At 72.4% G+C, this 16,579-nt stretch carries 13 protein-coding genes; 11 read left to right on the top strand and 2 right to left on the bottom strand.

Annotation, left to right across the window (positions count from 1 at the left end):
- From ACWC21_RS02920 to ACWC21_RS02900, 5 genes are all read left to right on the top strand, one after another.
- Entirely contained in the window at positions 1 to 177 is a 177-nt protein-coding gene (locus ACWC21_RS02920; RefSeq protein ID WP_450877462.1) for a hypothetical protein, read from the top strand.
- A gap of 131 nt (positions 178 to 308) precedes the next feature.
- Positions 309 to 1,376 (top strand): glucose-1-phosphate thymidylyltransferase, encoded by a 1,068-nt coding sequence (locus ACWC21_RS02915; RefSeq protein WP_450877460.1) that lies wholly within the window; start codon positions 309 to 311, stop codon positions 1,374 to 1,376.
- Positions 1,373 to 2,350 (top strand): dTDP-glucose 4,6-dehydratase, encoded by a 978-nt coding sequence (rfbB, locus tag ACWC21_RS02910; protein ID WP_450877458.1) that lies wholly within the window; start codon positions 1,373 to 1,375, stop codon positions 2,348 to 2,350. The genes ACWC21_RS02915 and rfbB overlap by 4 nt, the downstream gene beginning before the upstream one ends.
- Positions 2,350 to 3,231 (top strand): dTDP-4-dehydrorhamnose reductase, encoded by an 882-nt coding sequence (gene rfbD, locus ACWC21_RS02905; RefSeq protein ID WP_450877456.1) that lies wholly within the window; start codon positions 2,350 to 2,352, stop codon positions 3,229 to 3,231. Before rfbB ends, rfbD begins: the two co-directional genes overlap by 1 nt.
- Positions 3,228 to 4,031, top strand: a complete 804-nt coding sequence (locus tag ACWC21_RS02900) for a class I SAM-dependent methyltransferase (RefSeq protein ID WP_450877454.1) — start codon at positions 3,228 to 3,230, stop codon at positions 4,029 to 4,031. Before rfbD ends, ACWC21_RS02900 begins: the two co-directional genes overlap by 4 nt.
- 28 nt (positions 4,032 to 4,059) lie before the next feature.
- On the opposite strand, the gene rfbC is transcribed toward ACWC21_RS02900, so the two are convergent.
- Together rfbC and ACWC21_RS02890 are read right to left on the bottom strand one after the other, a co-directional pair.
- Positions 4,060 to 4,668: a dTDP-4-dehydrorhamnose 3,5-epimerase gene (gene rfbC, locus ACWC21_RS02895; RefSeq protein ID WP_450877452.1), complete on the bottom strand. Its 609-nt coding sequence runs from the start codon at positions 4,666 to 4,668 to the stop codon at positions 4,060 to 4,062.
- 4 nt (positions 4,669 to 4,672) lie between these two features.
- Positions 4,673 to 6,640 (bottom strand): glycosyltransferase family 2 protein, encoded by a 1,968-nt coding sequence (locus ACWC21_RS02890; protein WP_450877450.1) that lies wholly within the window; start codon positions 6,638 to 6,640, stop codon positions 4,673 to 4,675.
- A gap of 266 nt (positions 6,641 to 6,906) precedes the next feature.
- Between ACWC21_RS02890 and ACWC21_RS02885 the strand changes: the two genes are divergently transcribed.
- The 6 genes from ACWC21_RS02885 to ACWC21_RS02860 all read left to right on the top strand — a co-directional run bounded on the left by ACWC21_RS02885 (position 6,907) and on the right by ACWC21_RS02860 (position 16,561).
- Positions 6,907 to 9,954 (top strand): FAD-binding and (Fe-S)-binding domain-containing protein, encoded by a 3,048-nt coding sequence (locus ACWC21_RS02885; RefSeq protein ID WP_450877448.1) that lies wholly within the window; start codon positions 6,907 to 6,909, stop codon positions 9,952 to 9,954.
- A gap of 62 nt (positions 9,955 to 10,016) precedes the next feature.
- Positions 10,017 to 11,126 (top strand): enolase C-terminal domain-like protein, encoded by a 1,110-nt coding sequence (locus ACWC21_RS02880; RefSeq protein ID WP_450877446.1) that lies wholly within the window; start codon positions 10,017 to 10,019, stop codon positions 11,124 to 11,126.
- 13 nt (positions 11,127 to 11,139) lie between these two features.
- A complete protein-coding gene (locus ACWC21_RS02875) occupies positions 11,140 to 12,897 on the top strand; it encodes a glycoside hydrolase family 15 protein (RefSeq protein ID WP_450877444.1) in 1,758 nt (585 codons plus the stop codon).
- A 2-nt stretch (positions 12,898 to 12,899) separates the two neighbouring features.
- Positions 12,900 to 13,907, top strand: a complete 1,008-nt coding sequence (locus tag ACWC21_RS02870; RefSeq protein WP_450877442.1) for an SDR family oxidoreductase — start codon at positions 12,900 to 12,902, stop codon at positions 13,905 to 13,907.
- Between the two features lie 36 nt (positions 13,908 to 13,943).
- Positions 13,944 to 14,444 (top strand): metallophosphoesterase family protein, encoded by a 501-nt coding sequence (locus tag ACWC21_RS02865; protein WP_450877440.1) that lies wholly within the window; start codon positions 13,944 to 13,946, stop codon positions 14,442 to 14,444.
- Positions 14,445 to 14,686: 242 nt separating this feature from the next.
- The gene (locus tag ACWC21_RS02860; RefSeq protein WP_450877438.1) at positions 14,687 to 16,561 is read left to right on the top strand and encodes a cellulase family glycosylhydrolase; all 1,875 of its coding nucleotides are present in this window, start codon (positions 14,687 to 14,689) and stop codon (positions 16,559 to 16,561) included.
- Positions 16,562 to 16,579 lie beyond the last annotated feature (18 nt).

The following is a 16,579-nucleotide window of genomic DNA, read 5'->3' as shown; positions in this document are numbered from 1 at the left end:
GTGACCGTGTACAGCAGTGAGAAACCCGTCGCCGGCATGGCCGAGACGGGCTGGGCGAAGGCCCGCCGACGGTGGGGAAAGGGGCTGCGTACCTGCCTGCCGGCCATAGTCGAGCGCGGCGGCCCGCGCGAGGCGCCGCAGGGCCAGGACGGCAATATCGTCCGCGGGGAGGACTGACTCCCGGCTGAAAATCGGCGGACCGCTTCACTCCGGTCTCACCAGAACCGCACATCAGAGGCGCATCGTCTTAACGAACCGGCACGACACACAAAGGCCGGTTTTGGACTATGGCCGATAAGGTGTGGCAGATGAAGGCTCTGGTGCTCTCCGGCGGTGCAGGTACCCGGCTGCGGCCGATCACCCACACCTCCGCCAAACAGCTGGTCCCGGTGGCCAACAAACCGGTGCTCTTCTACGGGCTGGAATCCATCGCCGCGGCCGGGATCACCGAGGTCGGCGTGATCGTCGGGGACACGGCCGCCGAGATCCAGGAAGCCGTCGGCGACGGCTCCAAGTTCGGCCTGGACGTCACCTACATACCCCAGGAACGTCCCCTCGGCCTCGCCCACGCGGTGCTGATCGCGCGGGACTTCCTCGGCGACGACGACTTCGTGATGTACCTCGGGGACAACTTCGTCGTCGGCGGCATCCGCGACCTGGTCGAGGGCTTCCGCGTCAGCCGCCCCGACGCGCAGATCCTGCTGACCCGGGTCCCGGACCCCCGCTCCTTCGGCGTCGCCGAGCTCGCCCCCTCGGGCCGGGTGATCGGCCTGGAGGAGAAGCCCGAGCACCCCAAGAGCGATCTGGCCCTGGTCGGGGTCTACCTGTTCACCCCGGTGATCCACGAGGCCGTGCGGGCCGTCAAGCCGTCCTGGCGGGGCGAGCTGGAGATCACCCACGCCATCCAGCACCTCATCGACGCCCGTGCCGACGTCCGCTCCACGGTCATCAGGGGCTACTGGAAGGACACCGGCAACGTGGGCGACATGCTCGAGGTCAACCGCATGGTCCTGGAGGGCATGGACCGGCGCATCGACGGCGAGGTGGACGAGGCGTCCGAGACCGTCGGACGGGTCGTCGTCGAGGAGGGCGCGCGGATCGTCAACTCGCGGATCGTCGGCCCGGCCGTCATCGGCGCCGGAACCCTCGTCGGCGACTCCTACGTGGGACCGTTCACCTCCATCGCGGAGAACTGCCGGATCACGGACAGCGAGCTGGAGTTCTCCATAGTGCTGCGGGACTCGTCCATCGACGGGGTGGGCAGGATCGAGTCCTCGCTGATCGGCCGGCACGTCGAGGTGACCCCGGCGCCCGACGTACCCAGCGCCCACCGACTCGTCCTCGGCGACCACAGCAAGGTGCAGATCCGTTCATGAATCTCCTCGTCACCGGCGGCGCCGGGTTCATCGGCTCCCGTTACGTCCGCACTCTCCTCGCCGACGACGGCCCCGACGCGCCGCACATCACCGTGCTGGACAAGCTCACCTACGCGGGCACGCTCACCAACCTGCCCGCCGGCCATCCCCGCCTCGAGTTCGTCCAGGGCGACATATGCGACGCCGGCCTGGTCGACAAGCTGATGGCCGAAGCCGACCAGGTCGTGCACTTCGCCGCCGAGTCCCATGTGGACCGCTCGATCGCGGGAGCGGGCGAGTTCGTGCTCACCAACGTGCTCGGCACCCAGACGCTGCTGGACGCGGCGCTGCGCCACGGCGTCGGCCCGTTCGTGCACGTCTCCACCGACGAGGTCTACGGCTCCATCGACACCGGGTCCTGGCCCGAGACCCACCCGCTCGCCCCGAACTCCCCGTACTCCGCCTCCAAGGCCTCCTCCGACCTGCTCGCCCTGGCCCAGCACCGCACCCACGGCCTGGACGTGCGGGTCACCCGGTGCTCCAACAACTACGGCCCGCACCAGTTCCCCGAGAAGGTCATTCCGCTGTTCGTCACCAACCTCCTCGACGGCCGGCAGGTCCCGCTCTACGGCGACGGGCGCAACGTCCGCGACTGGCTGCACGTCGACGACCACTGCCACGGTGTGGAACTGGTGCGCACCAAGGGCCGCCCCGGCGAGGTGTACAACATCGGCGGCGGCACGGAGCTGAGCAACAAGGAACTCACCGGGCTGCTCCTCGACGCCTGCGGGGCGGGCTGGGACCGGGTGGCGTACGTCGCCGACCGCAAGGGGCACGACCTGCGCTACTCCGTGGACTGGAGCAAGGCCCGCGACGAGCTCGGCTACCGGCCGCGCCGCGACTTCACGACCGGCCTCGCCGACACGGTCGCCTGGTACCGGGACAACCGGGCCTGGTGGGAACCGCTCAGGCAGCGCACCCGTCAGGGGGCCTGATGAGGTGGCTGGTCACCGGCGCGGGCGGCATGCTCGGCCGCGACACCGTCGAGGAGCTGCGGCGGCGCGGTGAGGACGTGACGGGCCTGGACCGCGCGGGCCTCGACATCACCGACGCCGACGCCGTCCACCGGGCCCTCGAAGAGCACCGGCCCGGCGTCGTCGTCAACTGCGCCGCGTACACGGCCGTCGACGACGCCGAGACCGACGAGGCCCGGGCACTCGCCGTCAACGGTGACGGACCGAGGCTGCTGGCCCGCGCGTGCGCGGGACACGGCGCCCGCCTGATCCATGTCTCCACCGACTACGTCTTCTCCGGAGAGGCCCGCGCCACCCCCTATGCGGAGCACCACCCCCCGGCACCGCGCACCGCCTACGGCCGCACCAAGCTGGCGGGGGAGCGGGCGGTCCTGGAGGAACTCCCCGGGGCCTGCGCCGTGGTGCGCACAGCCTGGCTGTACGGCGTCCACGGCCGCAGCTTCGTGCGCACGATGCTGGAGCTGGAAGGCCGCCGGGACACCCTCGACGTGGTGGACGACCAGCGCGGGCAGCCGACCTGGAGCGCGGACGTCGCCGTCCGGATCGCGGACCTCGGTGCGAAGCCCTCCCGGGACGCGGCCGCACACGGTATCTTCCACGCCACCGGTTCCGGTGAGGCCAGCTGGTACGAGCTGGCCCGGGAGGTGTTCCGGCTCGCCGGCGCCGACCCGGACCGGGTGCGCCCCACCGACAGCCGGGCCTTCGCCCGGCCCGCCCCCCGCCCCGCCTACAGCGTCCTGGGCCACGACCGGTGGCGGGAGGCGGGCCTGGAACCGCTGCGGCACTGGCGGTCCGCCCTGCACGAAGCACTGCCCCACATCCGCAAGGAGATCTCTCAGTGAAACGGCACGAGTTCCTGCGGGAACTCCACAAGGTCACCGCGAACCGCAACTACCTGGAGATCGGCGTCAACGACGGCCGCAGCCTGACACTGTCCCGGGTGCCGAGCATCGCGATCGACCCGGCGTTCAAGGTGGTCACGGAGATCCGCTGCGACGTCCACCTGGCCAAGGCGACCAGCGACGACTTCTTCGCCCGTGACAACCCCCTCGCGCACCTCAGGGGCGGCCGCCACCCGCTGCGCAACCTGGCCCGCAACCGCAGCCCGTTCGGATACTGGCGGCGCACCACCCTGGACCTGTCGTTCATCGACGGCATGCACCTGTTCGAGTACGCGCTGCGCGACTTCATCAACATCGAGAAGCACTCGGACTGGGCCAGCGTGATCGTCTTCGACGACATGCTCCCGCGCAACGTCGACGAGGCGGCCCGCGACCGGCACACCGACGCCTGGACCGGTGACGTCTACAAGCTCGTCGAGATCCTGAACCGGTACCGTCCCGACCTGGTGACGGTCCTGGTGGACACCGCGCCCACCGGGCAGCTGGTCGTCTTCGGCGCCGACCCGGACAACACGGTGCTGGGCGACAGGTACGACGAGATCATCGCGGAGTTCGAGGTCCCGGACCCGCAGAAGGTGCCCGAGCAGATCCTGGAGCGCACCACGGCCGTGAAGCCCCGGACGCTGATCGACGCGGGCTTCTGGAAGCCGCTGGTGGCGGCCCGCGACCGCGGCACCAAGCGGTCCCGCGGCTGGGGACCCCTGCGCCGGGCGGTGCAGCAGCTCGGCGTCAGCCCCTGAGCCGCCCGGCGCCGTCCTCCCTGCTCGTTCACCTGCGCAGCGCGCTCGCACGAAGCCGCTCGTAGTGGGCGGAGCAGTCCGCGTAGCTGGGAAGCAGCCCGGACCGCTCCGCCTCGGCCAGTGAGGGGGCCGCCGCGTCCTTCTCGGACAGCAGCGGCTCGATGCCCCCGGGCCAGGCGATGCCCAGCGCGGGGTCGAGCGGGTGCACCCCGTGCTCACGCGTGGGCGCGTACCCGGCCGAGCACACGTACACCACCGTGGCGTCGTCGGTGAGCGCCATGAACGCGTGCCCCAGCCCCTCCGCGAGGAACACGGCGTTGTGGGTGTCGTCGTCCAGCCGTACGGCCTCCCACCGGCCGAAGGTGGGCGAGCCGACGCGGATGTCCACGACCACGTCCAGGACGGCGCCCCGCACGCAGGTGAGGTACTTGGCCTGGCCGGGCGGTACGTCGGCGAAGTGGATCCCGCGCAGCACGCCCCGCCGCGACACCGAGCAGTTGGCCTGAGCGAGCGCGAGGTCGTATCCGGTGGCCGCACGGAACTCCTGGCCCCGGTACCACTCGTGGAAGCTGCCCCGGGCGTCCGGGAACACCTTGGGCTCCAGCACCCAGGCGTCCGCTATCTCCAGTGCACGCACGCCGTCACGCCTTCCGTGTCTCGCTGGTGGAACCGATCCTGCGCCGGGCCGCGCCCGCCATCCGCCGCGCCGCGCGCGCCAGCCGCCGTGCCGGGCCGGGCACGGGCGGACCCGCCAACCGGACGCGGCCGGTACGACTGACGTGCAGGGCCAGCGGCAGGGCGAGGAAACGCGGCGGGGCCGCATCCGGCGTCAGACACACCTCCGGCCGCCATCCCGACGCCTCCCGCATCGCGGACAGGGGCAGCGTGGTCCGCAGCAGGGAGCCGTCGCCCTCGGCCGGGGTCAGCGTCCCGGTCTCCGTGAGGGGGCCGCCGGAGGCGGTGCCCACCCAGCGCAGCACCACCTCGGTGCGGTCGGCGACGTACAGCGGCAGCGCGAGGCTGAGCAGCCGGTCCCCGGAGACCGTCGCGTCCTCGGGGGTCAGTCCGCCGAGTCCGAGTGCCCTGGTCGCCCGGTCGACGTCCAGGGAGAAGTTGTCGTGCTGCTTGGTCCAGTACGGCAGTACCACGCGCCCGGCCACGAGCCCCGCGGGCGGGGCGGGGCGGTCGTGCCGCGGGGCCGGGCCCAGCCGGCATTCCCTGGTCCAGCCGCCGAGGCCGACCCGCACGTACGCGTCCCACAGGCCGGCGTGCAGCGGGGCGCCGCCCGCCGCGTCGGCGGGGTCGACGGTGGCCGTGCCGTGCAGCACCAGCCGGATGCGGCCGTCCCCGGCCGGAACGCGCTCGCGGGCGAGGTCCACCTTCTGGAAGAAGGACGCGGCGCTGTCGCGGTCGCGCAGGAGCAGGTGGGCGGTCGCCCTGCCGAAACCGTCCACGGCGGCCCCGCCGAGCCGGGCGGCCGCCTCGTCGAGGTCCCGGGGCGCGCCGTCGGCGGCGGCGACGGCCGGGTCGGCGGGGTAGGTCAGCGCCCGGCCGTCGCGGTGGTACTCGGCGGTGAAGGCGACCCGCAGTCTCCCGTCGCGCCATTCCACCCCGGTGGGCACCGCCTTCGGTGTGACGCCGCTCTCCCATTCGGCGTAGGCGACCAGGTCGTCGTAGCGGTCCTCGCGGATGAGCTCGGCGACGATCCGCTGCCCCGGGCGCAGCCCGGTCGCGACACCGGGGCCGAAGCGCTCCAGGACGACGCCGCGCATCTCCCGGAACAGTTCCCGCCGGTAGTCGTCGGGCTTGCGCAGCAGACGGCGGCCGCTCATCCGCTCGACCATCTCCACGCGCAGCCAGCGGCGCAGCAACCGGTCGCGCAGCGGGCCGGGCTCGGTGTACCGCTCGACGACGTCCAGGGCCTCACGGAGGTTCTTGAAGTAGCCGACCGGGTCGAAGCGCTGGAAGCCCGCGTTGGACGCGTCGTCCCGCTTGACGTGGTAGTAGCAGACGTAGTCGCTGAGCACGGAGACGTTGTCGGCGCGAAGGTAGGCCTCGGTGACGAAGACGTGGTCCTCCAGTCGCCGCCGGCCCTCCGGGAAGCGCAGGCCGGTGCGGTCCAGGAACGCGCGGCGGACCATCTTGTGCGGGGTGAGGCTGTCGATCAGCGGGGCGTTCTCGACGGTGGCGTGCGGGTGGTTGCGGCGGAACAGCTCCACCGGGACCGGTCGGCCCTTTCCGGCCATCTTTCCGACGACCACGTCGGCCTTGTTCGCCACCCCGTACTCGTACATACGTTCGAGAGCTTCGTCGCCGAGGTAGTCGTCGTTGTCGACGAACATCACGAACTCGCCCCGGGAGGCCTCGATGCCGACGTTGCGGGGCTTGCCCGACCAGCCGGAGTTCGCCTGGTGGATCACCTGGACGTGGGGATGCTCGGCGGCCAGTTCGTCCAGGTGGGCGGGCGTCCCGTCGGTGGAGCCGTCGTCGACGAAGACCACCTCGAACTCGTCGGGAGGCAGTGACTGCCGCAGCAACGAGGCGATGCAGTCCTCGATGTAGGGCCCGGGGTTGTACACGGGGACGATGACGCTGACCTTGACCGGCATCCGGCTTTCGAGCCCCTTTCGGTCGCCACCCGTCGCCTGGGTGGCATGTGCGCGTGGCCGAATGCTAACCCGGCCACTTGCGGGGACGTCTGTTCGGTCTCGGTAAGGGATCGGCTCGATCTGGGTAAGGAGCCGGCTCGGCCCGGGCGGGGTCGGCCGTCTTCGTGACGCCGCCCGCGGAGCTCAGTTGGACCCGGCGATCCCTGGGTACTCGCACGTCCGTGACCGGGCGAAGGCCATGGGGAGAGACTCGAGGACGTGAGCAGATGACCCCTCCGGACGTGACCGGACTGGAGGCGGCGCTGCACGCGGAAGTGGACGGCGAGGTCCGCTTCGACGCCGGCAGCCGCGGCGCCTACGTCACGGACGGCTCGAACTACCGGCAGGTCCCCATCGGCGTCGTCGTGCCCCGCACCGTCGAGGCGGGCGCGCGGGCGGTGGCGGTCTGCGCCCGGTTCGACGCCCCCGTGCTCTCCCGTGGCGGCGGCACCAGCCTGGCCGGGCAGTCCACCAACACCGCCGTGGTGATCGACTGGAGCAAGTACTGCAACGCGCTGGTCTCGGTGGACCCCGAGGCACGCACCTGTGTGGTCGAACCCGGCATCGTCCTGGACGAACTCAACCGGCAACTGGCCGACCACAAGCTTCAGTTCGGTCCCAAGCCGTCCACGCACAGCCACTGCGCGCTCGGCGGGATGATCGGCAACAACTCCTGCGGCGCGTCCGCCCAGGCGTACGGCAAGACCGTGGACAACGTGCGCCGCCTGGAGATCCTCACCTACGACGGCGTGCGTGCCTGGGTGGGACCGACGTCCGCCGCCGAACGCGAGCGGATCACCGCGGAGGGCGGACGGCTCGCCGAGATCTACGCCGGACTGGACCGCATCGCCGGCGAGTACCTGGCCGACATCCGCCGCGGTTACCCCAAGATCCCCCGCCGGGTCTCCGGCTACAACCTGGACTCCCTGCTCCCCGAGAACGGCTTCGACGTCGCCCGGGCCCTGGTGGGCAGCGAAGGCACCCTGGTGACCGTGCTGCGCGCCGAACTGGCCCTGGTGCCGGTGCCGCCGTACAAGTCGCTGCTGGTGCTCGGCTACGACGACATCTGCGCCGCCGGCGACGACGTGGCGCGCCTGCTGGAGCACTGCTCGCCCAGCCAACTGGAGGCGCTGGACGGGCGGATGGCTCAGCTGATGCGCGAGGAGGGCGCCTACCTGGACTCCCTCGCCGTCCTTCCCGAGGGCGACAGCTGGCTGATGGTGCAGTACAGCGGTGACAGCCAGGACGACGTCGACGCACAGGCACACGCACTCCTGCGGGCCATCGGCCGGGACGAGAAGGACAAGGACGTCGCCTTCTCCGACAACCCCGACCGCGAGGAGAAGATGCTCAAGGCCCGCGAGGCCGGTCTCGGCGTCACCGCGCGGCCCCCGGACGACCGCGAGACCTGGGAGGGCTGGGAGGACTCGGCCGTACCGCCCGAACGGCTCGGCGACTACCTGCGCGACCTGAAGAAACTCTTCGAGGAGTTCGACTACGACCACCCCTCCCTGTACGGGCACTTCGGACAGGGCTGTGTGCACACCCGCATCCCCTTCGGCCTGAAGACCGCCGGGGGCGTAGGGGACTTCCGCCGCTTCCTGGAGCGCGCCGCCGACCTCGTGGCCTCCTACGGCGGCTCCCTGTCCGGCGAGCACGGCGACGGCCAGTCCCGGGGCGAACTGCTCACCCGGATGTTCGGCGAGCGGCTGGTGACCGCGTTCGGCGAGCTGAAAGCCCTGTTCGACCCCCGTGACCGGATGAACCCCGGCAAGGTCGTCCGCCCCAACCCCGTCGACGGGCAGCTGCGCCTGGGCCCCTCCTGGCGCCCGGCCACCCCCGAGACGCACTTCGGCTACCCGGAGGACGACCACTCCTTCACCCGTGCGGTCATGCGCTGCGTCGGCATCGGCAACTGCCGCGGCCATTCCGGAGGCGTGATGTGCCCCTCGTACCGGGCCACCCGGGAGGAGGAGCACTCCACGCGCGGCCGGGCCCGGCTGCTGTTCGAGATGCTGAACGGTCACGCCGACTCCGCCGTCAAGGACGGCTGGCGCTCCACCGAGGTCCACGACGCCCTCGACCTGTGCCTGGCCTGCAAGGGCTGCAAGTCGGACTGCCCCACCGGGGTCGACATGGCGACGCTCAAGGCGGAGTTCCTCGCCCACCACCACGAGGGCCGGGTACGCCCCGCCGCCCACTACGCCATGGGCTGGCTGCCGCTGTGGGCGCGCCTCTCCCGGGTCGCCCCCTCGCTCGTCAACGGCGCGCTGCACGCGCCGGGCCTCGCCCGGCTGGGCAAGCGGCTGGCGGGCGTGGACGCGGCCCGGCCCGCGCCGGTCTTCGCCGAACAGTCCTTCGTCCAGTGGTGGCGGGAACGCGGCACCGAGCAGCCCGACCCGGCCGACCCGCGGACCGTGGTGCTGTGGCCCGACACCTTCAGCACCTACTTCCACCCCTCCATCGCGATCTCTGCCGTACGGGTCCTCGAGGACGCCGGCTTCCACGTCGCCGTACCCGACGAACCGGTGTGCTGCGGCCTGACCTGGATCTCCACCGGACAGCTCACCGTCGCCAAGAAGGTGCTGCGCCGCACTCTCGACGCACTGCGCCCGTACCTGGAGGCGGGCACCCCGGTCATCGGCCTGGAACCGTCCTGCACCGCCGTGTTCCGGTCCGACGCGCCCGAGCTGATGCCCGCCGACCAGGACGTGTGCCGGCTCGCCGGGCAGGTGCGCACCTTCGCCGAGCAGCTCGTCCACCACGCGCCGGACGACTGGCAACCGCCCCGGCTCGCCCGGCAGGCGACCGTGCAGACCCACTGTCACCAGCACGCGATCATGAAGTTCGACGCGGACCGGGAGCTGATGCGCCGCGCCCACCTCGACGCCGGCGTCCTCGACGAGGGCTGCTGCGGCCTGGCCGGCAACTTCGGCTTCGAACGGGGCCACCACGAGGTCTCCATGGCCGTCGCCGAACAGGGCGTCCTGCCCGCCGTCCGCGAGGCGGCCCCCGACAGCCTGGTGCTCGCCGACGGCTTCAGCTGCCGCACCCAGATCGAGCAGGGCGACACCGGCCGCCGTGCCCTGCACCTCGCCGAGGTGCTGGCCCTGGCGATGGACGGCAACCTGCCGAGCGACCGGCCCGAACGGCTCGCACAGCGCCCGCCGGAGCCCTCCCGCACCGCACGCTGGGCGACCACCGCCTCGGTCGCCGCCCTGACCGGCGCGGCCGCCGCCGGCACCGCGCTGCGGCTGCGGCGCCGCAACCGATGACCCCGGCAGCACCACCGCACCACCGAACGCGCCCGGACACGGGCCCACGCCCGGGAGGAGACATGACCGACCAGCCGGTCGTCGAGCGAGTGGACACCTCCGTCTACACCGTGCCCACCGACGCGCCCGAGGCCGACGGCACCCTGGCCTGGGACAGCACCACGCTCGTCCTGGTCACCGTCCGCGCCGGTGACGCGAGCGGACTCGGCTACACCTACGCGCCCGCCGCCACCGCGGATCTCGTGAACGACCTGCTCGCCGGCGTCGTCACCGGCTCCCCGGCGTTCGACGTGCCCCGCCTGAACGAGGAGATGCACCGCGCGGTGCGCAACGCGGGCGGACCCGGCGTGGCCGCACAGGCGATCGCCGCCGTCGACATCGCGCTGTGGGACCTCAAGGCCCGTCTGCTCGGCCTGTCCCTAGTCGACCTGCTGGGCGCCGCCCGCGACGACGTGCCCGTCTACGGCAGCGGCGGCTTCACCACCTACGACGACCGGCGCCAGGACCGGCAGCTGCGCGGCTGGGCCGAGGAGCAGGGCATCCCCCGCGTCAAGATCAAGATCGGGGAGTCCTGGGGCACCCGCGAGGACCGCGACCTGGACCGGGTCCAGCGGGCCCACGCGAGCGTCGGCGACGCCACCGCCCTGTACGTGGACGCCAACGGCGGCTACAGCGCGAAGCAGGCGCTGCGACTCGCCGACTCTCTCGCCGGACAGGGGGTGACCTGGTTCGAGGAACCGGTCTCCTCCGACCACCTCACCAGCCTCGCGTCGATCCGCGCCCACGCCCCCATGGACGTGACGGCGGGGGAGTACGGCTACACGCTCCCGTACTTCGAGCACATGCTCGCCGCCGACGCGGTGGACTGTCTCCAGGCCGACGTCACGCGCTGCGGAGGGATCACCGTCTGGCTGCGGGCCGCCGCCCTCGCCCAGGCCCGCGGCCTGGACATCTCCGGGCACTGCGCCCCGCACGCCCACGCGCACGCCGCCGCCGCGGTGCCCAACCTGCGCCACCTGGAGTGGTTCCACGACCATGTGCGCATCGAGCGGATCCTCTTCGACGGCGTGCTCGACCCGGCGGGTGGCAGCGTCGTTCCAGGCGCCGGCCGAACGCCGGGACTGGGACTGACCCTCGCCGCCGAGCGTGCCCGGCCCTACCGCGTGCGCTGAGCGAGGAGATCCCATGAGCAGCCGTTTCCCCCCGCACGCACTGCACGACTACGCCCTGCTCGCCGACGGCGAACGCGGCGCGCTGATCGGCCCCGACGGCGGCGTCGTCTGGCTGTGCGCGCCCGGCTGGCACGACGACGCCGTGCTCGCCTCCCTCATCGGCGGCCGGGGCGGCTATGCCGTCACGCCCCGCGCTCCCCACGTACCCGGCGGCTACTACGAGAACGGCAGCCTGATCCGGCGCAGCCGCTGGGTCACCACCGAGGGCGTCGTCGAGTGCCGCGAGGCGCTGGCCTTCCCCGGCGAGACGAACCGCGTGGTTCTGCTGCGCCGGGTGCAGGCCGTCGACGGCCCCGCGCACCTCACCGTCGTCCTCGACCCGCACGCAGACTACGGCCGCGCCCCGCTCGACTCCGCCCACCGTGACGACGCCGGCGTGTGGCACCTGTACACCGGCGCCCACCGGCTGCGCTGGCAGGGCGCCCCCTCCGCCACTCTCGGCGAGCACGGGCTGACCGCCGAACTGGTCCTCAAGCCCGGGGAGAGCCACGACCTGGTCCTCGAGTGCTCCCCCTCCCCGCTCCCGCGCACCCCGCCGCACGCCGAACAGGCCTGGGCGGCGACCGAGCGGGCCTGGCGGCGGGCGGTGCCCCGGCTCGAGCACACCATCGCCCCCGGCGACGCCCGGCTCGCCTGCGCCGTCCTGCGCGGTCTGACCACCTCCGGCGGCGGCATGGTCGCGGCGGCCACCACCAGCCTCCCGGAACGCGCCGAGGAGGGACGCAACTACGACTACCGGTACGTGTGGATCCGCGACCAGAGCTACGCCGGGCAGGCCGCGGCCGCCGCCGGGGTACCCGAGCTCCTCGACGACGCCGTCCGCTTCGTCGCCGAGCGGCTGTGCTCCGACGGCCCCCGCCTCACCCCGGCCTACACCGTGCACGGCACACCCGTCCCGGGCCAGCGCGAGCTGGACCTGCCCGGCTACCCGGGAGGCTTCGACCGGGTCGGCAACCGGGTGGAGCAGCAGTTCCAGCTGGACTGCTTCGGCGAGGCGCTGCTGCTGTTCGCCGCGGCGGCCCGGCACGACCGGCTCGACGCCACCGCGGCCGAGGCCGCCGACATCGCCGTACGCGCCGTCGCCGACCGGTGGCGCGAGCCCGACGCCGGTATCTGGGAGCTCTCCCCCCGGCAGTGGACCCACAGCCGTCTGGTCTGCGTCGCCGGACTGCGCGCCCTCGCCGCCGCCGAACCGCGCCACCCCCGCGCGGACACCTGCGCCCGGCTCGCCGACACCCTGCTCGCCGCCGTCACGGCCACCTCCGTGCACGCCGACGGGTACTGGCAGCGCAGCCCGGACGACCCCGCCGTGGACGCGGCACTGCTGCTGCCCCCGGTACGCGGCGCCCTGCCCCCCGACGACCCGCGCACCCGCGCCACTCTCGAGGCCTGCCGCCGCGCGCTCGCCGAGGACCACTTCCTGTACCGCTTCCGCCACGACGACCGGCCCCTCGCGGACGCCGAGGGCGCCTTCCTGCTCTGCGGGTTCGTCATGGCGATGGCCGAGCACCAGCAGGGTCGGACCGTGTCCGCGCACCGCTGGTTCGAACGCAACCGCGGCGCCTGCGGCGCCTCGGGACTGTACGCCGAGGAGTACGACGTCGCCCAGCGGCAGCTGCGCGGCAACATCCCGCAGGCCTTCGTGCACGCCGTACTGCTGGAGACCGCGGCCCGGCTGGGCCGAGACCACTCTCACCCCGGAAGGAGCTGACCATGCCCGCCACCGTCGTCATCACCGGTGCCAGCGCCGGTATCGGCCGCGCCACCGCCCGTCTCTACGCCCAGCGGGGCGCCGACGTCGTCCTGGTCGCCCGCGGCCGTGGCGGGCTGGAGGCCGCCGCCGACGAGGTCGCCGCGCTCGGCGGCCGGCCGCTGGTGCAGGTCGCGGACACCGCCGACGCCGACCAGGTCGAGGCCGTCGCCGACGCCGCCGAGAAGGAGTTCGGCCCCATCGACGTCTGGATCAACTGCGCCTTCAGCTCCGTGTTCGCGCCGTTCGACGAGATCACCGCCGAGGAGTACCGGCGGGTGACCGAGGTGACCTACCTCGGCTTCGTCAACGGCACCCGGACGGCGCTGGGGCGGATGCTGCCCCGCGACCGCGGCACCATCGTGCAGGTCGGCTCGGCACTGGGGGAGCGGTCGATCCCGCTGCAGTCCGCGTACTGCGGCGCCAAGCACGCCATCAACGGCTTCACCTCCTCCCTGCGCGTCGAGCTGCTGCACCGCGGGAGCAACGTGCACGTCACCGTCGCCCAGATGCCCGCCGTCAACACCCCCCAGTTCGACTGGGTGCGCTCCCGCCTGCGCAAGCACCCCAGCCCCGTTCCGCCGATCTACCAGCCCGAGGTCGCCGCCCGGGGTGTGGTGTACGCCGCCGACCACCCGCGCCGCAAGCAGTACTACGTCGGTGCCACCACCGTGGCCACCATCTGGGCCAACCGGCTGGTGCCGGCCCTGCTCGACCGCTATCTGGCCCGCACCGGCTTCGAGTCCCAGCAGACCGACAAGGAGGCACCGACCGGCCGCAGCAACCTCTTCGAGCCCGTGGACCGGCTGCCCGGCGACGACCACGGGGCGCACGGCGTCTTCGACGACAGCTCCCACAGCCGTTCCTGGCAGACCACCCTCGCCCACCACCCCGCCGCCACGGCGCTCGGCACCGGCCTGGCCGCGGTGACCGCGCTCCGCGGCATCCGGCGCCTCGCCAAGTCCGGGTGACGACGCTTCGGGCAGGCGCCCCGATAGCCTGACCGCGTGCGCCTGCTCCTCATGTCCGACACACATCTGCCCAAGCGCGCCAAGCGGCTGCCGGACGAGCTCCTGGCCGAACTGCCGCGGGCCGATGTCGTGATCCATGCCGGGGACTGGGTCGACACCGCCACCCTCGACCTGCTGGAGGTCCGCAGCCGCCGGCTCGTCGCCGTGTACGGCAACAACGACGGGCCTCAGCTGCGCGCCCGCCTCCCCGAGGTGGCGTACGCCGATCTGGGCGGGCTGCGCTTCGGCGTCGTCCACGAGACCGGCCCCGCCCAGGGCCGCGAGGTCCGCTGCGCAGCCCGCTTCCCCGAGCTCGACGTCCTGGTCTTCGGCCACAGTCACATTCCGTGGGACACCACCGCCCCCGGTGGCCTGCGGCTGCTCAACCCCGGCTCCCCGACCGACCGCCGCCGGCAGCCCCACTGCACCTACCTGACGGCGACCGTCGCGGACGGCACGCTGACGGAGGTGGCACTGCACCGGCTGCCGCGGCGGTGAGCGGAACGAGATCCGGGCCGCCCCGTGATGGGGAGCGGCCCGGGCACTGTGGATGATGCGCTGTCACGGACCTCCTTCCGGGAAGTACCGCAGAGGACATGCATGCCTCATCCGTTGCTGTTGCGCCCCCTACCCGTCCCTCTCGGGCCTACACGCGAATCCGGCCAAATGGCAGGAAAAAAGTCCTTACTTCGGAGTCAGTGCTGTTGACTGTGTCCTGACACCGCCGGAATGTAGTGGACATGTCGAAAATCCGGGCACGTCTGACCGTTGTCCTGGTTGTCCTCTGTGGATTCCTGTCGGTGGCGGGCGCCCCACCCGCCACCGCCGCCCCACCCGCCACTGCCGTCCCGTCCGACTCCCTGTGGTTCGACGGCACCTCCCTCACCGTGCAGAACGGCCGCTTCACCGACGGGCAGGGCCGTGAGGTCGTCCTGCGCGGCTACAACGTCTCCGGCGAGACCAAGCTGGAGGAGAACGGCGGTCTGCCCTTCGCGTCGGTCGCCGACGCGAAGAAGTCCGCGACCGCGCTGCGCGCCCTCGGCGGCGCGAACTCCGTCCGGTTCCTGCTCAGCTGGGCCCACGCCGAGCCCGTGCGCGGCCAGGTCGACACCGCCTATCTGGCCGCCGTCACCGACCAGATGCGCGCCTTCCTCGACGCGGGGCTACGCGTCTACCCCGACTTCCACCAGGACCTCTACTCCCGGTACCTCTTCGGCCCCGGAAGCTGGTACACGGGTGACGGTGCCCCCGAGTGGGCGGTGACCGCCGGTGGTTACCCGGCCGAGTCGTGCGGTATCTGCTTTCTCTGGGGGCAGAACATCACACAGAACGCGGCCGTGACGAAGGCGGGTTACGATTTCTGGCACAACAACCACGGCCTCCAGGACGCCTTCCTCGCCACGGCCCGGACGACCATGTCGTACCTGGCGCAGCACCTGAGCGACACCGAGTTCGCGGGCGTCGTCGGCTTCGACCCGTACAACGAGCCGTACGCGGGCACCTACGACTCGGGGCAGACCAACCGCACCTGGGAACGGGACCTGCTGTGGCCGTTCTACGTGAGGTTCCGTGGCGCGATGGACGCGGCCGGCTGGCAGGCGAAGCCCGCCCTGGTCGAGCCCGGCCTCTTCTGGAACTCCAACATCGACTCCCAGAAACAGGAGGGCGGCCTGCTGGACGCGGGCACCCTCGGATCACGCTATGTCTTCAACACCCACTTCTACGACCAGAAGGCCATCTCCGGCATCCTGATGTGGGGCAAGGCGGCCGACGGCCAGTACGCGACCGACTTCGGCACCATCCGCGACCGGGCTTCGGCGGCCGGGACCGCGGCCGTGGTCGGCGAGTTCGGGCACCCGCTGGCGGGGACGGTGTCGGACAAGGCACCGACCGTGCTCAAGGCCATGTACCAGGCCCTGGACTCCCGTCTGCCGGGAGCGCGTTGGTGGAACAGCCCGGCGTCCTCGGGTCCGGTGCTGTCCGGCACCCAGTGGCAGTGGGACATCTACAGCGGCCGTCACCACGAGCTGATGAACGGCAACCCCGGCAAGGTGCTCACCTCGGGCGACGCCTGGAACGACGAGGACCTGTCCGCCGTACGGCTGGACGACTCCGGCGCGGTGACCCTGCGTCAGGACGCGCGCCTCCTCGACCGGCTCTACCCGGCCGCGACGGCGGGCACGACGCTCGCCTTCACCTACGAGGACCGCTCCCGGGACGGCTCGACCACCCTGACCTGGAACCCGGTGCCCAGCTCCCTGCCGAACGTCTCCCGGCTGGTCGGCTCCGGCCGGTACGGTCTGCTGGTGTGGCGCTCGGGCAGCGGTACGGCACCCACCGAACTGCACCTCCCGGCGTCCTTCCCCGCCTCGGCGACGACGGTCCTCTCCGACCTCGGCACCGTGTACGCGCCCCCGGCGTACACCGCCTCGACCCCCGTGGGCGTGGCGCCGGAACCGGGCGGCACCGGCAGCCGCCGCCTGCTGCTCACCGACACCGACTCCGGGGTCCTGCACTACGCACTGGTCACGGACGGCACGACGAGCACCCCCTCCGCGGACCTGCTGAGCGCGGCGAAGTCCGAGCTGGCGGCGTGGGCGGCGGCGCACTTCTGAGCCGTGCCGGCCTCCGGG

The sequence above is a fragment of the Streptomyces sp. NPDC001348 genome, assembly GCF_053597535.1.
This window is presented reverse-complemented; position numbering and strand designations above follow the sequence as displayed.